15 protein-coding genes, 1 tRNA gene and 1 pseudogene are annotated in these 14083 nt (G+C 72.0%); 11 read left to right on the top strand and 6 right to left on the bottom strand.

All coding sequences use genetic code 11. The features are described from left to right. Positions 1-1105: pseudogene (locus AB0H87_RS26335) on the top strand (hypothetical protein); the annotation flags it as partial. Between the two features lie 58 nt (positions 1106-1163). On the opposite strand, the gene AB0H87_RS26330 reads toward AB0H87_RS26335, so the two are convergent. Then, positions 1164-2834 (bottom strand): DUF885 domain-containing protein, encoded by a 1671-nt coding sequence (locus AB0H87_RS26330; protein ID WP_360150913.1) that lies wholly within the window; start codon positions 2832-2834, stop codon positions 1164-1166. Positions 2835-2957: 123 nt separating this feature from the next. On the opposite strand from AB0H87_RS26330, the gene AB0H87_RS26325 reads away from it, so the two are divergent. Then, positions 2958-3932: a DMT family transporter gene (locus AB0H87_RS26325; protein WP_360150910.1), complete on the top strand. Its 975-nt coding sequence runs from the start codon at positions 2958-2960 to the stop codon at positions 3930-3932. A gap of 477 nt (positions 3933-4409) precedes the next feature. Here AB0H87_RS26325 and AB0H87_RS26320 read toward each other — a convergent pair whose 3' ends face one another. Next, on the bottom strand, positions 4410-5486 hold the full coding sequence (locus tag AB0H87_RS26320; RefSeq protein WP_360150907.1) for a PHP domain-containing protein: 1077 nt from the start codon (positions 5484-5486) through the stop codon (positions 4410-4412). 60 nt (positions 5487-5546) lie between these two features. Between AB0H87_RS26320 and mtnA the strand changes: the two genes are divergently transcribed. Continuing rightward, a complete protein-coding gene (mtnA, locus tag AB0H87_RS26315) occupies positions 5547-6509 on the top strand; it encodes an S-methyl-5-thioribose-1-phosphate isomerase (protein ID WP_360150903.1) in 963 nt (320 codons plus the stop codon). A gap of 102 nt (positions 6510-6611) precedes the next feature. On the opposite strand, the gene AB0H87_RS26310 is transcribed toward mtnA, so the two are convergent. Beyond that, positions 6612-7631, bottom strand: coding sequence for a prephenate dehydrogenase/arogenate dehydrogenase family protein (locus tag AB0H87_RS26310; protein ID WP_360150900.1), 1020 nt, complete (start codon positions 7629-7631; stop codon positions 6612-6614). Positions 7632-7742: 111 nt separating this feature from the next. Here AB0H87_RS26310 and AB0H87_RS26305 point away from each other — a divergent pair, with 111 nt between their 5' ends. The 5 genes from AB0H87_RS26305 (at position 7743) to AB0H87_RS26285 (ending at position 10688) form a co-directional block, all read left to right on the top strand. After that, a complete protein-coding gene (locus AB0H87_RS26305) occupies positions 7743-8891 on the top strand; it encodes a hypothetical protein (RefSeq protein WP_360150897.1) in 1149 nt (382 codons plus the stop codon). Between the two features lie 54 nt (positions 8892-8945). Further along, complete coding sequence (locus AB0H87_RS26300) at positions 8946-9299, top strand: hypothetical protein (RefSeq protein ID WP_360150919.1); 354 nt, start codon at positions 8946-8948, stop codon at positions 9297-9299. A gap of 115 nt (positions 9300-9414) precedes the next feature. Next, on the top strand, positions 9415-9582 hold the full coding sequence (locus AB0H87_RS26295; protein ID WP_203708585.1) for a hypothetical protein: 168 nt from the start codon (positions 9415-9417) through the stop codon (positions 9580-9582). A 132-nt stretch (positions 9583-9714) separates the two neighbouring features. Next, positions 9715-10224, top strand: a complete 510-nt coding sequence (locus AB0H87_RS26290) for a tRNA adenosine deaminase-associated protein (protein WP_360150894.1) — start codon at positions 9715-9717, stop codon at positions 10222-10224. Continuing rightward, positions 10188-10688, top strand: coding sequence for a nucleoside deaminase (locus AB0H87_RS26285; protein WP_360150916.1), 501 nt, complete (start codon positions 10188-10190; stop codon positions 10686-10688). Before AB0H87_RS26290 ends, AB0H87_RS26285 begins: the two co-directional genes overlap by 37 nt. Here AB0H87_RS26285 and AB0H87_RS26280 read toward each other — a convergent pair. From AB0H87_RS26280 to deoD, 3 genes are read right to left on the bottom strand one after another with little or no spacing between them, the layout of a single operon-like run. After that, entirely contained in the window at positions 10665-11123 is a 459-nt protein-coding gene (locus tag AB0H87_RS26280; protein ID WP_360150891.1) for a thioesterase family protein, read from the bottom strand. The genes AB0H87_RS26285 and AB0H87_RS26280 overlap by 24 nt on opposite strands. A gap of 4 nt (positions 11124-11127) precedes the next feature. Continuing rightward, positions 11128-11763 carry a TetR/AcrR family transcriptional regulator gene (locus AB0H87_RS26275; protein ID WP_360150888.1) on the bottom strand — a complete coding sequence of 212 codons (636 nt, stop codon included), beginning with the start codon at positions 11761-11763 and terminating at the stop codon, positions 11128-11130. A gap of 58 nt (positions 11764-11821) precedes the next feature. Then, a complete protein-coding gene (gene deoD, locus AB0H87_RS26270) occupies positions 11822-12529 on the bottom strand; it encodes a purine-nucleoside phosphorylase (protein ID WP_360150885.1) in 708 nt (235 codons plus the stop codon). Between the two features lie 77 nt (positions 12530-12606). Here deoD and AB0H87_RS26265 point away from each other — a divergent pair. The 3 genes from AB0H87_RS26265 to AB0H87_RS26255 all read left to right on the top strand — a co-directional run. Next, positions 12607-12693 (top strand) — tRNA-Ser (locus tag AB0H87_RS26265). A 148-nt stretch (positions 12694-12841) separates the two neighbouring features. After that, positions 12842-13183, top strand: coding sequence for a PadR family transcriptional regulator (locus tag AB0H87_RS26260; RefSeq protein ID WP_360150882.1), 342 nt, complete (start codon positions 12842-12844; stop codon positions 13181-13183). Continuing rightward, a partial coding sequence (locus tag AB0H87_RS26255) for a permease prefix domain 1-containing protein (protein WP_360150879.1) occupies positions 13180-14083 on the top strand: 904 nt, incomplete at its 3' end. The genes AB0H87_RS26260 and AB0H87_RS26255, both read left to right, overlap by 4 nt.

The raw sequence follows: 14083 nt of genomic DNA, 5'->3' as shown, positions 1-14083 counted from the left end.
GGTGCCGGCCGAGCCTGGGCCCGCGACCCAGCCGACTCGCTCCGCGGCGCCGGTCGACCGGGGGTCCTCGGTGCCGGCCCAGGGGTCCGGCACCACGCCCGCCGCTGCGGCATCGACGGTGTCGGGGTCCGCTCCGGTGCCCGCGCAGTCGGATGGGTCGGACTTCCCGACCCATACATCTGCGCTGCCGGGTGAGGAGGCCGAGCGGCCTCCGGCAGCCGGCAGCGACGAGGTCGCGGATCCGGGGCCGTTGCCGCGGCGGGAGAGTCCGCGGTTCTACACGGTGATCGGGTTCCTGCTGGTGCTCGCCGCGAGTGCGGTGGTCGGGATGCGGGTCGCGGCGCCGGCGTACGCGGCGGCTCCCTGTCCCAAGCCCGCCGACACCGCGGCGCCCAAGCCCGGCGAGACCACGGCGCCGACTCCCACGCCGACGCCGACCGAGGAGAAGGACGACCCGGGGATCATCGAGGGCATCATCGACGGGATCACCGGCATCTTCACCGGGGGCTCCGACGAGAAGCAGGGGGAGGCCGCCGCTCCGACGCCGACTCCCAGCGAGGCGACGAAGCCGCCCGCGGGCGACAAGCCCGAGGACTGCGCGAGTGCGCCCGGTGGCCCCGCGGCCGAGGAGGAGGAGCCGCAGCATCCGGAGGTCCCACTGCTGGCGGCCGACGGGTCCGTGCCCTCCGTCAACAACCAGCCGTCGCTGCTGACCGGCACGAAGCTGACGATGTGGGGGCTGCGGATCGAGGGCATCTACCCGATGGACACCCCGGCGGGTGAGGTGCGGGCTCTGAAGTTCACCATGAGCCGGTCGGCGGTCGAGACGTTCGCCCTCAAGGTGCCGCAAGGCGGTGGCAACCCGCTGCTCTTCAAGAGCGGCACGCTGACCGTCAGCGGCGACGTCGCGTTCTACGCCACCCGGTTCGTCGGCCGGATCGCCGGCATCAAGCTCACCCTGACGCCGAGCTCGCCGTTGCCGCCTGACGGGATCCCGCTGACGATTCCGAAGATCTCGTTCACGGACCCACAGATCCAGCTCATGTACGTGTCCTGCGACCAGCTCCTGGCCCCGACGCTGGACGAAGGGTTCACGTCGGCCTGAGCGCTCCGAAGCGGCTGCGCCGGCAGGGGAGGCCGGCACAGCCGCTTCGTCGTTTCCGTCAGAGCCGGGCCAGCGCGGCCTTAAGCGGGTCGAGGCCGATCGAGCCCAGGTCGAGCGCCTGGCGGTGGAACTCCTTGAGGTCGAAGTCGGCACCCTTGCGGGCCCGGGCGTCGTCGCGCGCCTGCAGCCAGATGCGCTCGCCGACCTTGTAGGACGGTGCCTGGCCCGGCCACCCCAGGTAGCGGTTGAGCTCGAAGCGCAGGACGTCGTCCTGCACGCGGCAGTGCGCCCGCATGAACTCCCAGCCGAGCTCCGGCGTCCAGCGCTCGCCCGGGTGGAAGCCGAACGGGTTGTCGCGCGGGATCTCCAGCTCCAGGTGCATGCCGATGTCGACGATCACCCGCGCGGCCCGGAAGGCCTGCGCGTCGAGCATGCCGAGCCGGTCACCCGGGTCGGCCAGGTAGCCCAGGTCGTCCATGAGTCGCTCGGCGTAGAGCGCCCAGCCCTCGCCGTGCCCGGAGACCCAGAGCAGCAGCCGCTGGTAGCGGTTGAGCAGCTCGGTGCGGACGGCGGTCTGCGCGACCTGGAGGTGGTGGCCCGGAACGCCCTCGTGGTAGACGGTCGTGACCTCCTTCCACGTCGCGAAGTCGGTCTGGCCGGCGGGCACCGCCCACCACATGCGGCCCGGACGGGTGAAATCCTCGCTCGGGCCGGTGTAGTAGATGCCGCCGTCGCTGGTCGGCGCGAGCATGCACTCGATCCGCCGGATCTGCTCGGGGATGTCGAAGTGCGTGCCGTGCAGCTCGGCGATCGCCTTGTCGGCCAGGCTCTGCATCCAGTCGCGGAACGCCTCCTTGCCCTCGATGCGCCGGGCCGGGTCGTCGTCGAGCGCGCGCACCGCGTCGTCGATCGACGCGCCGGGACCCACGATCTGGGCGGCCACCTTGCGCATGTCGCCCTCGATGCGGGCCAGCTCTTCGAAGCCCCAGGCGTAGGTCTCGTCGAGGTCGACCTTTGCACCCAGGAAGTATTGCGAGGCGAGCTGGTAGCGCTCGCGCCCGGCGGCCTGCTTCTCGCGGCCGAGCGGGGCGAGCTCCTCGCGCAGGAACAGGCCGAACGCCTGGGTCGCCGCGGTGGACGCGGCGGCGCCCCGGTCGAGCTCGGCGCGCAGCGCGCCGTCAGCGGCGAGCCGGTCGGCCAGCGCGTGGAAGAAATTGTCCCGTGCCGGGTCGGTCCAGATGTCGCACTGCTTGGCCACCTCGATCATCTGGTGGCGGGAGCTCACGTGTCCCTGTGCGGCGGCCTCGCGGAGCGTCACCTGCAGCTGCTCGATTGCGCGCGGGAACGCGTTGAGCCGAGACGCGATGTTGCCGACCGCGTCGCCACCCTCGGTGGGCATGAGGTCGAACGCGCCGCGTAGCCCGTGCAGGGCGCTGGAGATCACGTTGATCTCGCTGGTGACCTCGCCGGCGTCGTAGCGCGCCAGCTCCAGGCCCAGCCGCTCCTGCATGGCCTCCTTGGCCACGCGTTCCGACTCGGACCCGGGCTCGACGCCGGACAGATCGGCCAGCGTGCGCCGGGTCAGATCGGCGCCGGCGGCGAAACCGTCGGGTGACAGGTCCTCGAACCTGTCGTCGTAGCCCTGGATGCCGACAAAGGTCGCGCCCGCCGGGTTGAGCGGTGCCCACTCGTCGACGTAGCGATTGGCGAGGTCGTCGATTCGTCCCACGCGTTCGACCCTACGGCACGGGTCTGTCGATTTTCGGTACGCGGGAGCCGCGTAGGGACTGATCTAGGGCAGCGGCTGAAACTCGCGCGATTTCTGTCGTACCCATCCGGCAGAGTGTCATGGGTGACGACCGCAACCAGTCCTGACAAGGCCGACCCGCGCGGCTGGCTTCCGGGCTTCCTGCTCCTCGGGGTTATCTGGGGCTCCAGCTTCCTGTTCATCAAGGTGGGCGTGGCCGAGCTGCACCCGCTCTACGTGACGCTCGGCCGGGTCCTCGCCGGCGTGCTGACGCTGCTCGTGGTCCTCCTCGTGACCCGCGACCGACTACCGCGTGACGCGCGTCTCTGGCTGCACCTGACCGTCACGGGCGTGGTGGGCACGGCAATGCCGTTCACCCTCTTCGGGTACGGCGAGGAGCGCGTCTCGTCGTCGCTGGCCGGCATCTGGAACGCGACCACCGCCCTGCTGGTGCTGCCGCTCGCGGTCTACCTGTTCCGCACGGAGCGGATGACCGCGCACCGGGCGGTCGGCCTGCTGATCGGCTTCGTCGGCGTGCTGGTCGTGCTCGGCGTCTGGGAGGGCCTGGGCGGCGCCCAGTTCACGGGGCAGCTCATGTGCATCGCGGCGGCGGCCTGTTATGCGGTGGCGATCCCCTACACGAAGCGGTTCATCAGCGACCGCAACGAGTCGGGCATCTCGCTGGCGGCCGGCCAACTCGTCACGGCGACGGTCGCGCTGGCGATCGTGGCGCCACTCACGGTCGGCGCGCCGACCCCGCTCACCGACCTCTCGCTCAAGGCGATCGCCAGCATCGTGACGCTGGGCGCGGTCGGCACGGGCCTCGCCTTCGTCCTCAACATGCGCAACATCAAGCTGGTCGGCGCGACCACGGCCTCGATGGTCACCTACCTGATCCCGGTCTTCGCCGTCATCCTCGGCGTGCTGGCCCTGGACGAACACGTCACCTGGCACCAGCCGGCCGGGGCGCTGGTCGTGCTGGTCGGCGTGGCGGTCGCACAGGGCCTGTTCACCAACCGCAAGCGCCCGTCCCCGGCTCCGGCCACCCCGGAGGCCGAGCTAGTCACCGACCGCGCTTAGGGGGTCGCCCCAGCCTCAGCGCGACCCGCCACACCCGGCCGAGGCCCGTGGCGACGGCGTCCCGGCCAACCCTGGTCGGCGGACGCCCTCAAGGGGCCGGGCGGAAGCCGGGTCAGTAGGTTGCTCGGCTTCGTGCGGCCCGGTCGGGTCGGTTGAGGGCTCAGGTGGCGCGCTCAGTCGTGCTGCCGCGGAGCGCGGCCGTGCCGCGCCCGTTGCCGCAGGCGTGCGCCCGGGTCGCGCCCGGCGGGGCCGCGGTGGCGGGGGACCGGCCTCGCCCAGCTTGGTGGCGTGCGCCCGGGTCGCGCCCGGCGGGGCCGCGGTGGCGGGGGACCGGGCTCGCCCGGCTTGATGGCGTGCGAGCGGCTCGCGCCGGGCGGGGCTGCGGTGGGCGGGGGACCGGGCTGGCCCGGCTTGATGGCATGCCGTCGGGTCGCGCTGGGCCGGCAGCTTCGCAGGGTGGAGGCAGCGTGACCGGGTTCAGGCGGCGTGGCCCGCTGCCCAGTCGACGAGTTGGTCGGCTTTCCAGGTGTTGACGACGCGGTCGGCTGGGACGCCGCACAAGGCCGCGCGTTCGCAGCCGAAGCGTTGCCAGTCGAGTTGGCCCGGGGCGTGTGCGTCGGTGCTGATCGTGAAGACGCAGCCCGCCTCCAGGGCCTGGCGCATCAGGCGCTTGGGCGGGTCCTGCCGTTCCGGGCGCGAGTTGATCTCCACGGCCTTGCCCCGCTCGGCGCAGGCGGCGAACACCGCGGCCGCGTCGAAGTCCGACGGTGGGCGCATCCGCTTGCGGTGGGCGCTGTCGCCCGGGCCCTCGGCGCCCGCGGGTCGGTTGCCGACCATGCGGCCCGTGCAGTGGCCGAGCACGTCCATGTGCGGGTTCTCGATCGCCCGCAGCATGCGGCGGGTCATCCGGGCGCTCTCGTCGCGGAGCCCGCTGTGCACCGAGGCGACCACGACGTCGAGGCGGGCGAGCAGCTCGTCGGTCTGGTCCAGCGAGCCGTCCGCCAGGATGTCGACCTCGATGCCCGTCAGGATCCGGAATCCCGCCGGCAACGCCTCGTTGACCGCCGCCACGTAGTCGAGTTGCCGCTTCAGCCGGTCGGCGGTCAGGCCGCGGGCCACCTTGAGCGACGGGGAGTGGTCGGTGAGGACGACGTACTCGTGCCCGAGCTCGACCGCCGCCAGCGCCATCTCCTCGATCGGCGAGCCGCCGTCGGACCAGTCGGAGTGTGTGTGGCAGTCGCCTCGCAACGCCGACCGCAGCGCCGCGGCCGCGTCGTCCAGATCCACCCCCTCGGTCGCGAGCAGCCGGCGGAGATAGACCGGCTCCTCGCCGGCCAGCGACTCCGCGACGCAGCGGGCCGTCACGTCGCCCACGCCCGACAGCTCGGTCAGCGTGCCGGCGGCGGCGCGTTGGGCCACCTCCTCGGCGGGCAGGCCGCTGAGGGTCTTGGCCGCGGACCGGAAGGCGCGGACGCGGTACGTCGCCTCGTTGGCCCGTTCGAGCATGAACGCGATGCGGCGGAGGTCGGCGACGGGGTCACGCGGGGTGGTCACGCTCCGAACCTACTTGTCCGTGAGCCCGCTCACCGACCCCGGCCCGCTAGCGTGAAGACCATGCGCACGATCGACTGGGTCGACGGGGCCGTCGAGATCATCGACCAGACGCTGCTGCCCGGCAAGCTGGAGATCCGGCGGATCGGCACCGTGGAGGAACTGGTCGAGGCGATCCGCTCGCTCGCGGTCCGGGGTGCGCCGGCGCTCGGCGTGGCCGGGGCGTACGGGGTCGCGCTGGCGGCCAAGCAGCACGGCGACGACCCCGAGCGGCTCCGGTCGGCGGTCCGGCTAGTGACCACCGCCCGGCCGACGGCGGTCAACCTCGCCCGCGGCGCCCAGCGGGCGGCGGCCCGGCTGCCGGAGGGCTTCGACGCCGTCCTCGCCGACGCCGACGCACAGCGCGACGAGGAGATCGCCGCGTCGGCCGCGATGGCGACGCGCGGCGCGGACCTGTTGACCGAGCTGTGCGGTGGGGCACCCCGCGTGCTCACCCACTGCAACACCGGCGCGCTCGCCGCGGTCGTCGGCGGCACAGCGCTCGGCGTCGTCGCCGAGCTGCACCGCCGGGGCGCGCTCGGTCCGGTGATCGCCAGCGAGACGCGCCCACTGTTGCAGGGCGCGCGGCTCACGGCCTGGGAGCTGGGCCAGCTCGACGTCGACTTCCGCGTCGCGGTCGACGGGGCCGGGCCGTTCCTGATGGCCCGAGGCGAGGTCGACGCGGTGGTGCTGGGCGCGGACCGGATCTGCGCCAACGGCGACACGGTCAACAAGGTTGGGACCTACGCGCACGCGCTGGGCGCCCGAAGGGCCGGCATCCCGTTCGTGGTCGTAGCGCCGGAGTCAACCGTCGACACCGACACGGCCAGCGGCGCGGACGTCGAGATCGAAGACCGCGACGGCGCCGAAGTGATCGCCGGCGTCCCGGCCGCCAACCCGGCCTTCGACGTGACACCACACGACCTGGTGACGGCGATCGTCACAGATCGCCGAGTAATCCGCCTGGACCGCGGCGACCACGTCTGACGACGGTCGCCGCTTGACCTGGTGACCGCGTTGGGCACAGATCGTCTTGACAGCGGGAAGCGAGTCTGACGGCGGACGCCGTGTGAGCTGTGGTGGCGACCGCTACAGGTCCTCGAGTAGCCCGGCCGGGCCGCTGGGAGCAGGCCTGACGACCGTCACCGTCGAGCGGTCGGCCGCGATCGCCTCGACCCAGCCACCCGCCTGGCCGAGCCGGAGCAGTGCGTCCGGGCGGGCCGGGATCTCCAGCGGCGCGGCCAGCGGCGCCGGCCAGTTCGTCCGCATCGCGTGGCCCGGGGCCAGCCACGGCAGCAGCGCCGCAATGGGGTCCGGCGTGGAGAGGGCCGCGCGGGCCGACTGCAGCGCCGCGATGATGTCGTCCAGGGCCGGCCCCACCGCCGGCGCGTTGCCGCCGCACATTGCCGCGATCAGTTCCGGGCGGGTTGCGGCGACCCTGGTGCCGTCGCGGAACGACCCCGCCGCCAAGGTGCCGGACAGGGGGTCGGCGGCCGCGGCCGCGAGGGCCGTCGCCAGCAGATGGGGTACGTGGCTGATCCGCGCAACCGCCTGGTCGTGCGACTCCGCAGTCGCGGGCACCACCCGTGCGCCGAGTCCGATGACCAGTTCCGCGAGGTCGAGCCAGTCCGTCAGCGATGTGCTGCCCGGCTCGAAGCAGAGCACCCAGGCGCAGTCCCGGAAGAGGTCGCCGTCGGCGGCGGCGAAGCCCGAGCTTTCCTTGCCAGCCATCGGATGGCCGCCCACGAAGCCCGCCAGGCGTTGGTGCCGGCCCTGCAACCGCTGCTCGACCAGCATCCGCACCGGGGTCTTGACCGACGTCACGTCCGTGACCAGCCCGCTGTAGCCGGCCGCGGCCAGCTCGTCGAGCACCCGCGGCAGGGCCGGCAGTGGCACCGCGACGACCACCAGGCGGGCGCTCGCCACGGCGTCGCGGATCGTGCCCGTCACCTGCCATCGGGCATTCTGCGGCGCGCGGGCCGCGGCGGTGCGGGCGGTGGCCCGGGTGGCCGGGTCGGCGTCGTAGCCGAGCACGCGGTGCCCTCGGGAGGCGAGTGCGCGCAGCGCCGACCCGCCGATCAAACCCAACCCGATCACCGCGATGTCCACGCGAGCGACTCTCGCACACCGTCGGGCCTTGTGGTGGACAGTGCCGGCACGCCGGCGCCGTTCGCGTTTCGCGCCGCGGATCACTGCAACCGCCCATATAACGTAACTTCCGTGACACTTCGGGGCAAAGTTGCCGGTTTTATCGCGTCTGTCGCCGCCTCCGCGGCCCTGCTGCTGCCGGGCGCACCGGCCTTGGCCGTAGTCGCCAAGGTCACGCCCGACCCGCTGCCGTCCTTCAACGGCACGGTGCTGGCGACGGCGTACTCCGGCGACACGCTCTATGTCGGTGGCGACTTCACCAGCGTGACCTCGGGCGGCCGCTCCTACGCGCGGAGCCGGCTCGCCGCGGTCAACGCGCGGACCGGCGCGCTGCTCGGTTGGGCCCCCGCGGCGGACAACTCGGTCCGCGCGATCGCCGTGTCGGGCCGCGCGGTCTTCGTCGGCGGCGCGTTCACCGCGATCAGCGGCGTCCGCCGGGACGGCCTGGCCCGCCTCGACGCCGGCTCCGGCGCGGTGCACAACTCCTTCAAGCAGTCGCTGACCGGCATGCCGTACGCCCTGGCGGTCGCCAACGGGCGGCTCTACGCCGGCGGCTCGATGACGAGCCTCAACGGGCAGTCCGTCGGGCGGCTGGCCGCGTTCAACCCGAGCACCGGCGCGGTGGTCACCGGCTGGCGGCCGCGGGCCAGCGGCAGCGTCAACGCCGTCGTCGCGGTCGGGAGCCGGATCTACGTCGGCGGCAGCTTCGGCTCGGTCAACGGGGCGTCCGGCACCCGCAACCTCGCCGCGCTCACGACCGGCGGCTCGGTCGACACCCGCTTCGTCTCGCGGGCCAGCGAGATGGTGCGCGGGCTGGCGGTCGGTGCGTCGGGCATCTACGCCGCGATGGGTGGACCGGGCGGGCGGCTCGGTGCGTTCACCACCTCGGGCGCCGGCCGCTGGACCCTGACGATGGACGGCGACGCGCAGGCGGTCGCGGTGCTGGACAGGGTGGTCTACATCGGCGGCCACTTCGACAACGTGTGCAAGTCCGCGCGGACCGGTGACAAGGGCTCCTGCGTCGACGGCAACACGCGGCGGGTCAAGCTCGCCGCGGCCAACGAGGCGGGCGGCGCGTTGCTGCCCTGGGCCGCCGACGGCAACGGCTCGAGCGGGGTGCACACGATGGCCGCCAGCGCGCGGCTGCACAAGGTCGTCGCCGGTGGGGCCTTCACGACGATCCGCGGTGCCGCCCGGGCCCGGCTCGCGCAGTTCGGCTGACCTAGGCTGACAGGGGAACGGGTCCGAGAGGGGGTTGCCGTGGCACAGGAGGCGATGCCGCCGGCCGGCGCACCGCGTACACCCCCATCAGGTCTGTTCCCCTCCACGCGGACCCGGCCGACGTTCCGCGAGCCGCATCCCGTCCGCGGCGGCGCGGTCGCCGCCGGAGCCGGTGCCGGCGCCGTCTGGTTGCTCGCGTTCGGCGTCGTCGACTCCTCGGTGCGCGGCTACACCTACTGGACCCTGCTCGCCGGTGCGATCGCCTGGGTGGTGTCGTTGTTGCTGGCCAAGATCGGCGATCGGGGCGTGGCCGTGGGGGTCGCGGCCGCCACCGCCCTCGGCTGGAGCATCGCCGCGGTGGTCGTCGGCATCACCTGGTTCACCCGCGGCGACTGGCCGCTGTGGTGACCTCTCGTGTTCGTGCCACGACCTCTCGTGGTCGAAAAGCCGCCCTGTGTAAGGGAGTCGATGCGTAGTGCGACCGCTCTTGACTAACCGCTCGAGCACAGGAGACGCTGCCGCCATGGCTTGGAAAGTGCAGCGGCTGGACCCTGAGCGCAGCCGCCGCCGGATGCAGCTGCTTGCCGAACTCGCGGGAGCGAAGTCGGTCCGCGAGCGCAGCCAACCCCGCCGGCTACAGGGCGACAAGCTTCGTGAACTGATCGCAACGCGCCGCAGGCTCGCCAGCTGAGCCGTCCCCCTTCGGGGCGTTGGCCGCGCTGCCGCCGGCCTGACCGGCTACCGTCACGTCTGTTGGTTTTCTGAGAGAGACAAGCGCCGGTGTACGGCGGCGGCCGCACCGGGTCCTTGGGGGGCATAGGCCGTGTCGTACTTCGCCGCTGCCGCGGTCCGCGGCTCGTCCGGCTGGACCGCCGCTGAGGTCAACCTGAACGGCGTCGCCGACATCGAAGAGGCCGCCGACCGCCTCCGCGACGTCGACCTGGAAGCCGACATCTCGCTGCTCTTCGTCGAGTCCGACGACACCTACCTGGTCATCATGCGCCTGGACGAGGGCGAGGACCTGCGCGTCTTCGGCTCGGACTCCGCGTTCGCGGAGGAGTCGCGGCTGGGCGCCCTGCTGGTCGGCGACATCAAGGCGCCGGCGATCGAGATCGACGAGGTGGTCGAGCAGAGCGCCGACCCCGACAAGCCCGCCGCGGACCCGGACGTCGACCCGGTCGGCGACGCGGACCTGCTGGCCGACCTGGGTGTGCCGGCCCGCCGGCTGCTGGAGCTGTGCGCGCACGACGGCCTCATGCCCGCCGACGTCACCGCCGAGGTGTGCCAGACGATCGGCTGCGGCGACGAGGTCGAGGAACTGCGGGAGGCGTGACCTCGGCACGGCGTGACCGCCACACGGAGTGGATGCGGCGGGCGCTGAACGTCGCGGCCGACGCGGCGGCCACCGACGCGGCCGACGTGCCGGTCGGCGCGGTGCTGCTCGACGCGGCCGGCAACGAGCTCGCGGTCGGCCACAACGAGCGGGAGCTCACCGGTGACCCGACCGGGCACGCGGAGATCGTCGCGATGCGGCGGGCCGCGTCGGCGCTGGGCACCTGGCGGCTCGAGGGCTGCACGCTGGTCGTCACGCTGGAGCCGTGCACGATGTGCGCCGGCGCGCTGGTGCTGGCCCGGGTGTCCACACTGGTCTTCGGGGCGTGGGAACCGAAGACGGGCGCGGTCGGCTCGCTCTGGGACGTGGTGCGGGATCGGCGGTTGACACACCGACCCGAGGTGTACGGCGGTGTGCTCGCGGCCGAGGCGGCCGATCTGCTACGCGGCTTCTTCCGTCGCTAGCGTCGGCTTGGTCAGCGTCGCGGCGACCTCACGGGCGGCCGGGGTCCAGTCCGTCGGGCGCATGGTCGCGGGGTCGAGCCGGACGATCGAGCGGTGGCCCTCGGCGTGCACGGTCGCGCCGTCGGCCGACGTGACCCGGAAGCCGTACACCCCGCTGGTCCGGCCGAACTTGTCGAGCCAGAAGTGGATCAGGACGTCGCCCGTGCCGCTGATCGGGGTGCGGTAGTTGATGGTGAACTCGACGACCGCGTGGAAGACGTCGGGCGCGGTCGGTCGACCGTTCGCGATCGAGAACCCGTGCTCCTCCCAGTAGGAGGACAGCGCGCGTTCGAGCAGCACCGCGTAGCGCGCGTTGTGCACGATCCCCATCTGGTCGAGGTCGTCGTAGTGGATGCGGACCCGCTCGCGGTGGCCGTACTCCAGAACGGTTGTCATGTCTTCAGACCTCCGGCAACAGCTCGGGATGGGTGGTAAGGGCGCACAACCGGTCGCGGGCGGCGCGGCGCGCGTAGCGGTAGGCGATGTCGGGCGAGAGCAGCAGGCGGGACTTCATCACCGCGGTGAGCGCGAAGGACTCGATCTCGTAGGCCAGCTGCTGAGTGTCGGTCTCCGGGCTCAGCTCGCCGGTGTTGATCGCTTCCCGCGCGAGCCCTTCCACGAACTCGGTCCACAGCTCGAAGATCCCGGCAAGGCGATCGCGTACGAGGCCGGGGCGGGCGCTGAACTCGAACTGGACCTTGGCGAAGAAGCAACCGCCGGGCAGCACGCTGGACTCGTAGAAGGCGATCCGGTGGTCGTGCAGGGCCCACAGGCGGCGAACGCCGCGGGGCGCCGTGAGCGCGGGGCGGGTGACGTGCTCGCGGAACTGCTCTGCCGCCCGGTCGATGGTGGCGAGCTGCAGCTCCTCCTTGGAGCGCCAGTGCGCGAACAGACCGGACTTGCTGACGCCCAGGTCGGTGGCGAGCTGGCCGAGGGAGAGGCCGTCGAGGCCGTCCTCGGTGGCCCGGGCGACCGCGCGGTCGAGCACGGCCGCCCGGGTGCGGTCACCGCGCGCGATGCGTCCGTCGATCGTCACCCCGTCAACTTACGGGATAACCGACCGACCGATCGTAAATATTTGTGTGGTACGCGTCTCAGTTGATCGCCGTGTCGAGGGCGATCTCGACCATCTGGCCGAAGGTCTGCTCGCGCTCCTGCGACGTGGTCTGCTCGCCGCGCTTGATGTGGTCGGACACCGTGAGCAGGGTCAGCGCGCGGGCGCGGTAGCGGGCGGCGATCGTGTACAGCGCCGCGGACTCCATCTCGACGGCCAGCACGCCGTAGTCGGCCAGGGCGTCATAGAGGTCGGGGCGGTCCGTGTAGAACGCGTCCGCGGCCAGGATCGGGCCGACGCGCATCGCGATACCGCGCTGCTCGGCGATCTCGACCGCGGTGCGCAGCAGGCCGAAGTCGGCGACGGGGGCGTAGTCGATCAGGCCGTCGAACCGGGCGCGGTTCATGTTGGAGTCGGTCGACGCGCCGCTGGCGGCGATCACGTCACGGAGCTGGAGCTCGTCGGCCAGGGCGCCGCAGGAACCCACGCGGATCAGCGTCTTCACGCCGTAGTCGTTGATCAGCTCGTGCGCGTAGATCGACGCGGACGGCATGCCCATGCCGGAACCCTGCACCGAGACGTCGACGCCCTGCCAGCGGCCGGTGAAGCCGTACATGCCGCGCACCTGGGTGTAGCACTTGGCGTCGTCGAGGTAGGTCTCGGCGATCCACTTGGCGCGGAGCGGGTCACCCGGCATGAGGACGCGTTCCGCGATGTCGCCGGGTTCCGCGCCGATGTGAATACTCATGCGGGCGATACTGCCAGGTCGGCGCGGTGCCGATGCCGCCGCGCCAGGCGGTCGTGGGGTCGGGTACCCTACTCGGCGGTGGTGTGTCCGAGTGGCCTAAGGAGCACGCCTCGAAAGCGTGTGAGGGTTTACGCCCTCCGCGGGTTCAAATCCCGCCGCCACCGCTCCTAGTTCCACTGCTGACGCCTGGTGGGTCCGTGAGGACCCGGCCAGGCGTCTTTTTGTTGCCCAGGGGCCTGCGGCACACCATCGTCTGGCACACGACGTTATGCCACTAGACAATGGTGTGTGGCACACACTATCGTGTGATGCATGCCCAGCGACGAGATCCTCCGGACCCACCTGCAGGAGTTGCGGCGGGGCACGGTCGTCGTGGCGAGTCTCGCCGCGCTCCGTCATCCCGACTACGGCTACGCCCTGCTGCAGCGGCTCACCGGTCACGGCTTTCCGGTGGACGCCAACACGCTCTACCCGTTGCTGCGCCGCCTCGAGGAGCAGGGGCTGCTGACCAGCGAGTGGAACACCGAAGAGAGCCGACCGCGCAAGTTCTACCGGACCAGTGACGAGGGCGAGACGGTGTTGGGCCGGCTGCTCGACGACCTGGCCGCCGTGCAAACCTCCATGACCGGGCTGATCAAAGGAGAGGACCGATGAGTTCCCTGACCGACCGCTATCTCGCCGCCACCCTCGGAGCGGTGCCCGCGGCACGCCGCGACGAGATCGCCACCGAGCTGCGTGGCTCGATCGAAGACATGATCGACGGCAAGCAGGCGGCCGGCGCCGACGCCACGGCCGCCGAGCGCGAGGTGCTCACCGAGCTGGGTGACCCGGCGGCGCTCGCGGCGAGCTACGCCAACCGGCGGTTGCAGCTCATCGGCCCGACGTACTACCTGGTGTGGGAGCGACTGCTCAAGCTGCTCCTCGCGTTCGTGCCGGCGACCGTCGGCATCGTGGTCGGCCTGATCGCCGCGATCGACGGCGACGGTGGCGACGCGGTCGGCAAGGGCATCGGCACCGCGATCGAGGTGGCGGTCCACGTCGCGTTCTGGACCACGCTGGGCTTCGCGGTCCTGGAGCGGACCAACACGCGGCTGAACCTCCCGCAGTGGTCGGTCGACCAGCTGCGCGAGGATCGGGCCCTGGGCGAGCGGCAGATCGGGCTGGCGGACTGCGTGGCGTCGGTCGCGTTCCTGGCGCTGGCGATCGCGTACCTGCCGCTGCAGCACTTCCACTCGTGGGTGACCGACGCGGACGGCGGGAACCTGCCGATCATCGACCCGGCGTTGTGGAGCTTCTGGCTGCCTTTCCTGATCGCCGTGCTGGTCGCCGACGTGGTCGTCGAGATCGTCAAGTACCGGGTCGGCGGCTGGAACTGGCCGCTGGTCGCCGTGAACGCGGTGCTGAGCGCGGCGTTCGCGGTGCCGGTGATCTGGCTGCTGCAGACCGACCGGCTGTTCAACGCGGACTTCGTGGCGCGCTTCGAGTGGCTCAGCAAGCCCGACAACCTCGACACGGTCGCCACCGTCTCGGTGGTCGTCACGGTCGTGGTCACGA

The organism is Asanoa sp. NPDC050611, assembly GCF_040654855.1.
Taxonomy (GTDB): Bacteria; Actinomycetota; Actinomycetes; order Mycobacteriales; family Micromonosporaceae; genus Asanoa.
This window is presented reverse-complemented; position numbering and strand designations above follow the sequence as displayed.

Bases quoted from the DNA above. Each gene is read 5' to 3' on its own strand.
- mtnA (WP_360150903.1), top strand. From the start codon at position 5,547: ATGCGCACGATCGACTGGGTCGACGGGGCCGTCGAGATCATCGACCAG.
- AB0H87_RS26300 (WP_360150919.1), top strand. From the start codon at position 8,946: ATGCCGCCGGCCGGCGCACCGCGTACACCCCCATCAGGTCTGTTCCCC.
- AB0H87_RS26295 (WP_203708585.1), top strand. From the start codon at position 9,415: ATGGCTTGGAAAGTGCAGCGGCTGGACCCTGAGCGCAGCCGCCGCCGG.
- AB0H87_RS26280 (WP_360150891.1), bottom strand. From the start codon at position 11,123: ATGACAACCGTTCTGGAGTACGGCCACCGCGAGCGGGTCCGCATCCAC.
- deoD (WP_360150885.1), bottom strand. From the start codon at position 12,529: ATGAGTATTCACATCGGCGCGGAACCCGGCGACATCGCGGAACGCGTC.
- AB0H87_RS26260 (WP_360150882.1), top strand. From the start codon at position 12,842: ATGCCCAGCGACGAGATCCTCCGGACCCACCTGCAGGAGTTGCGGCGG.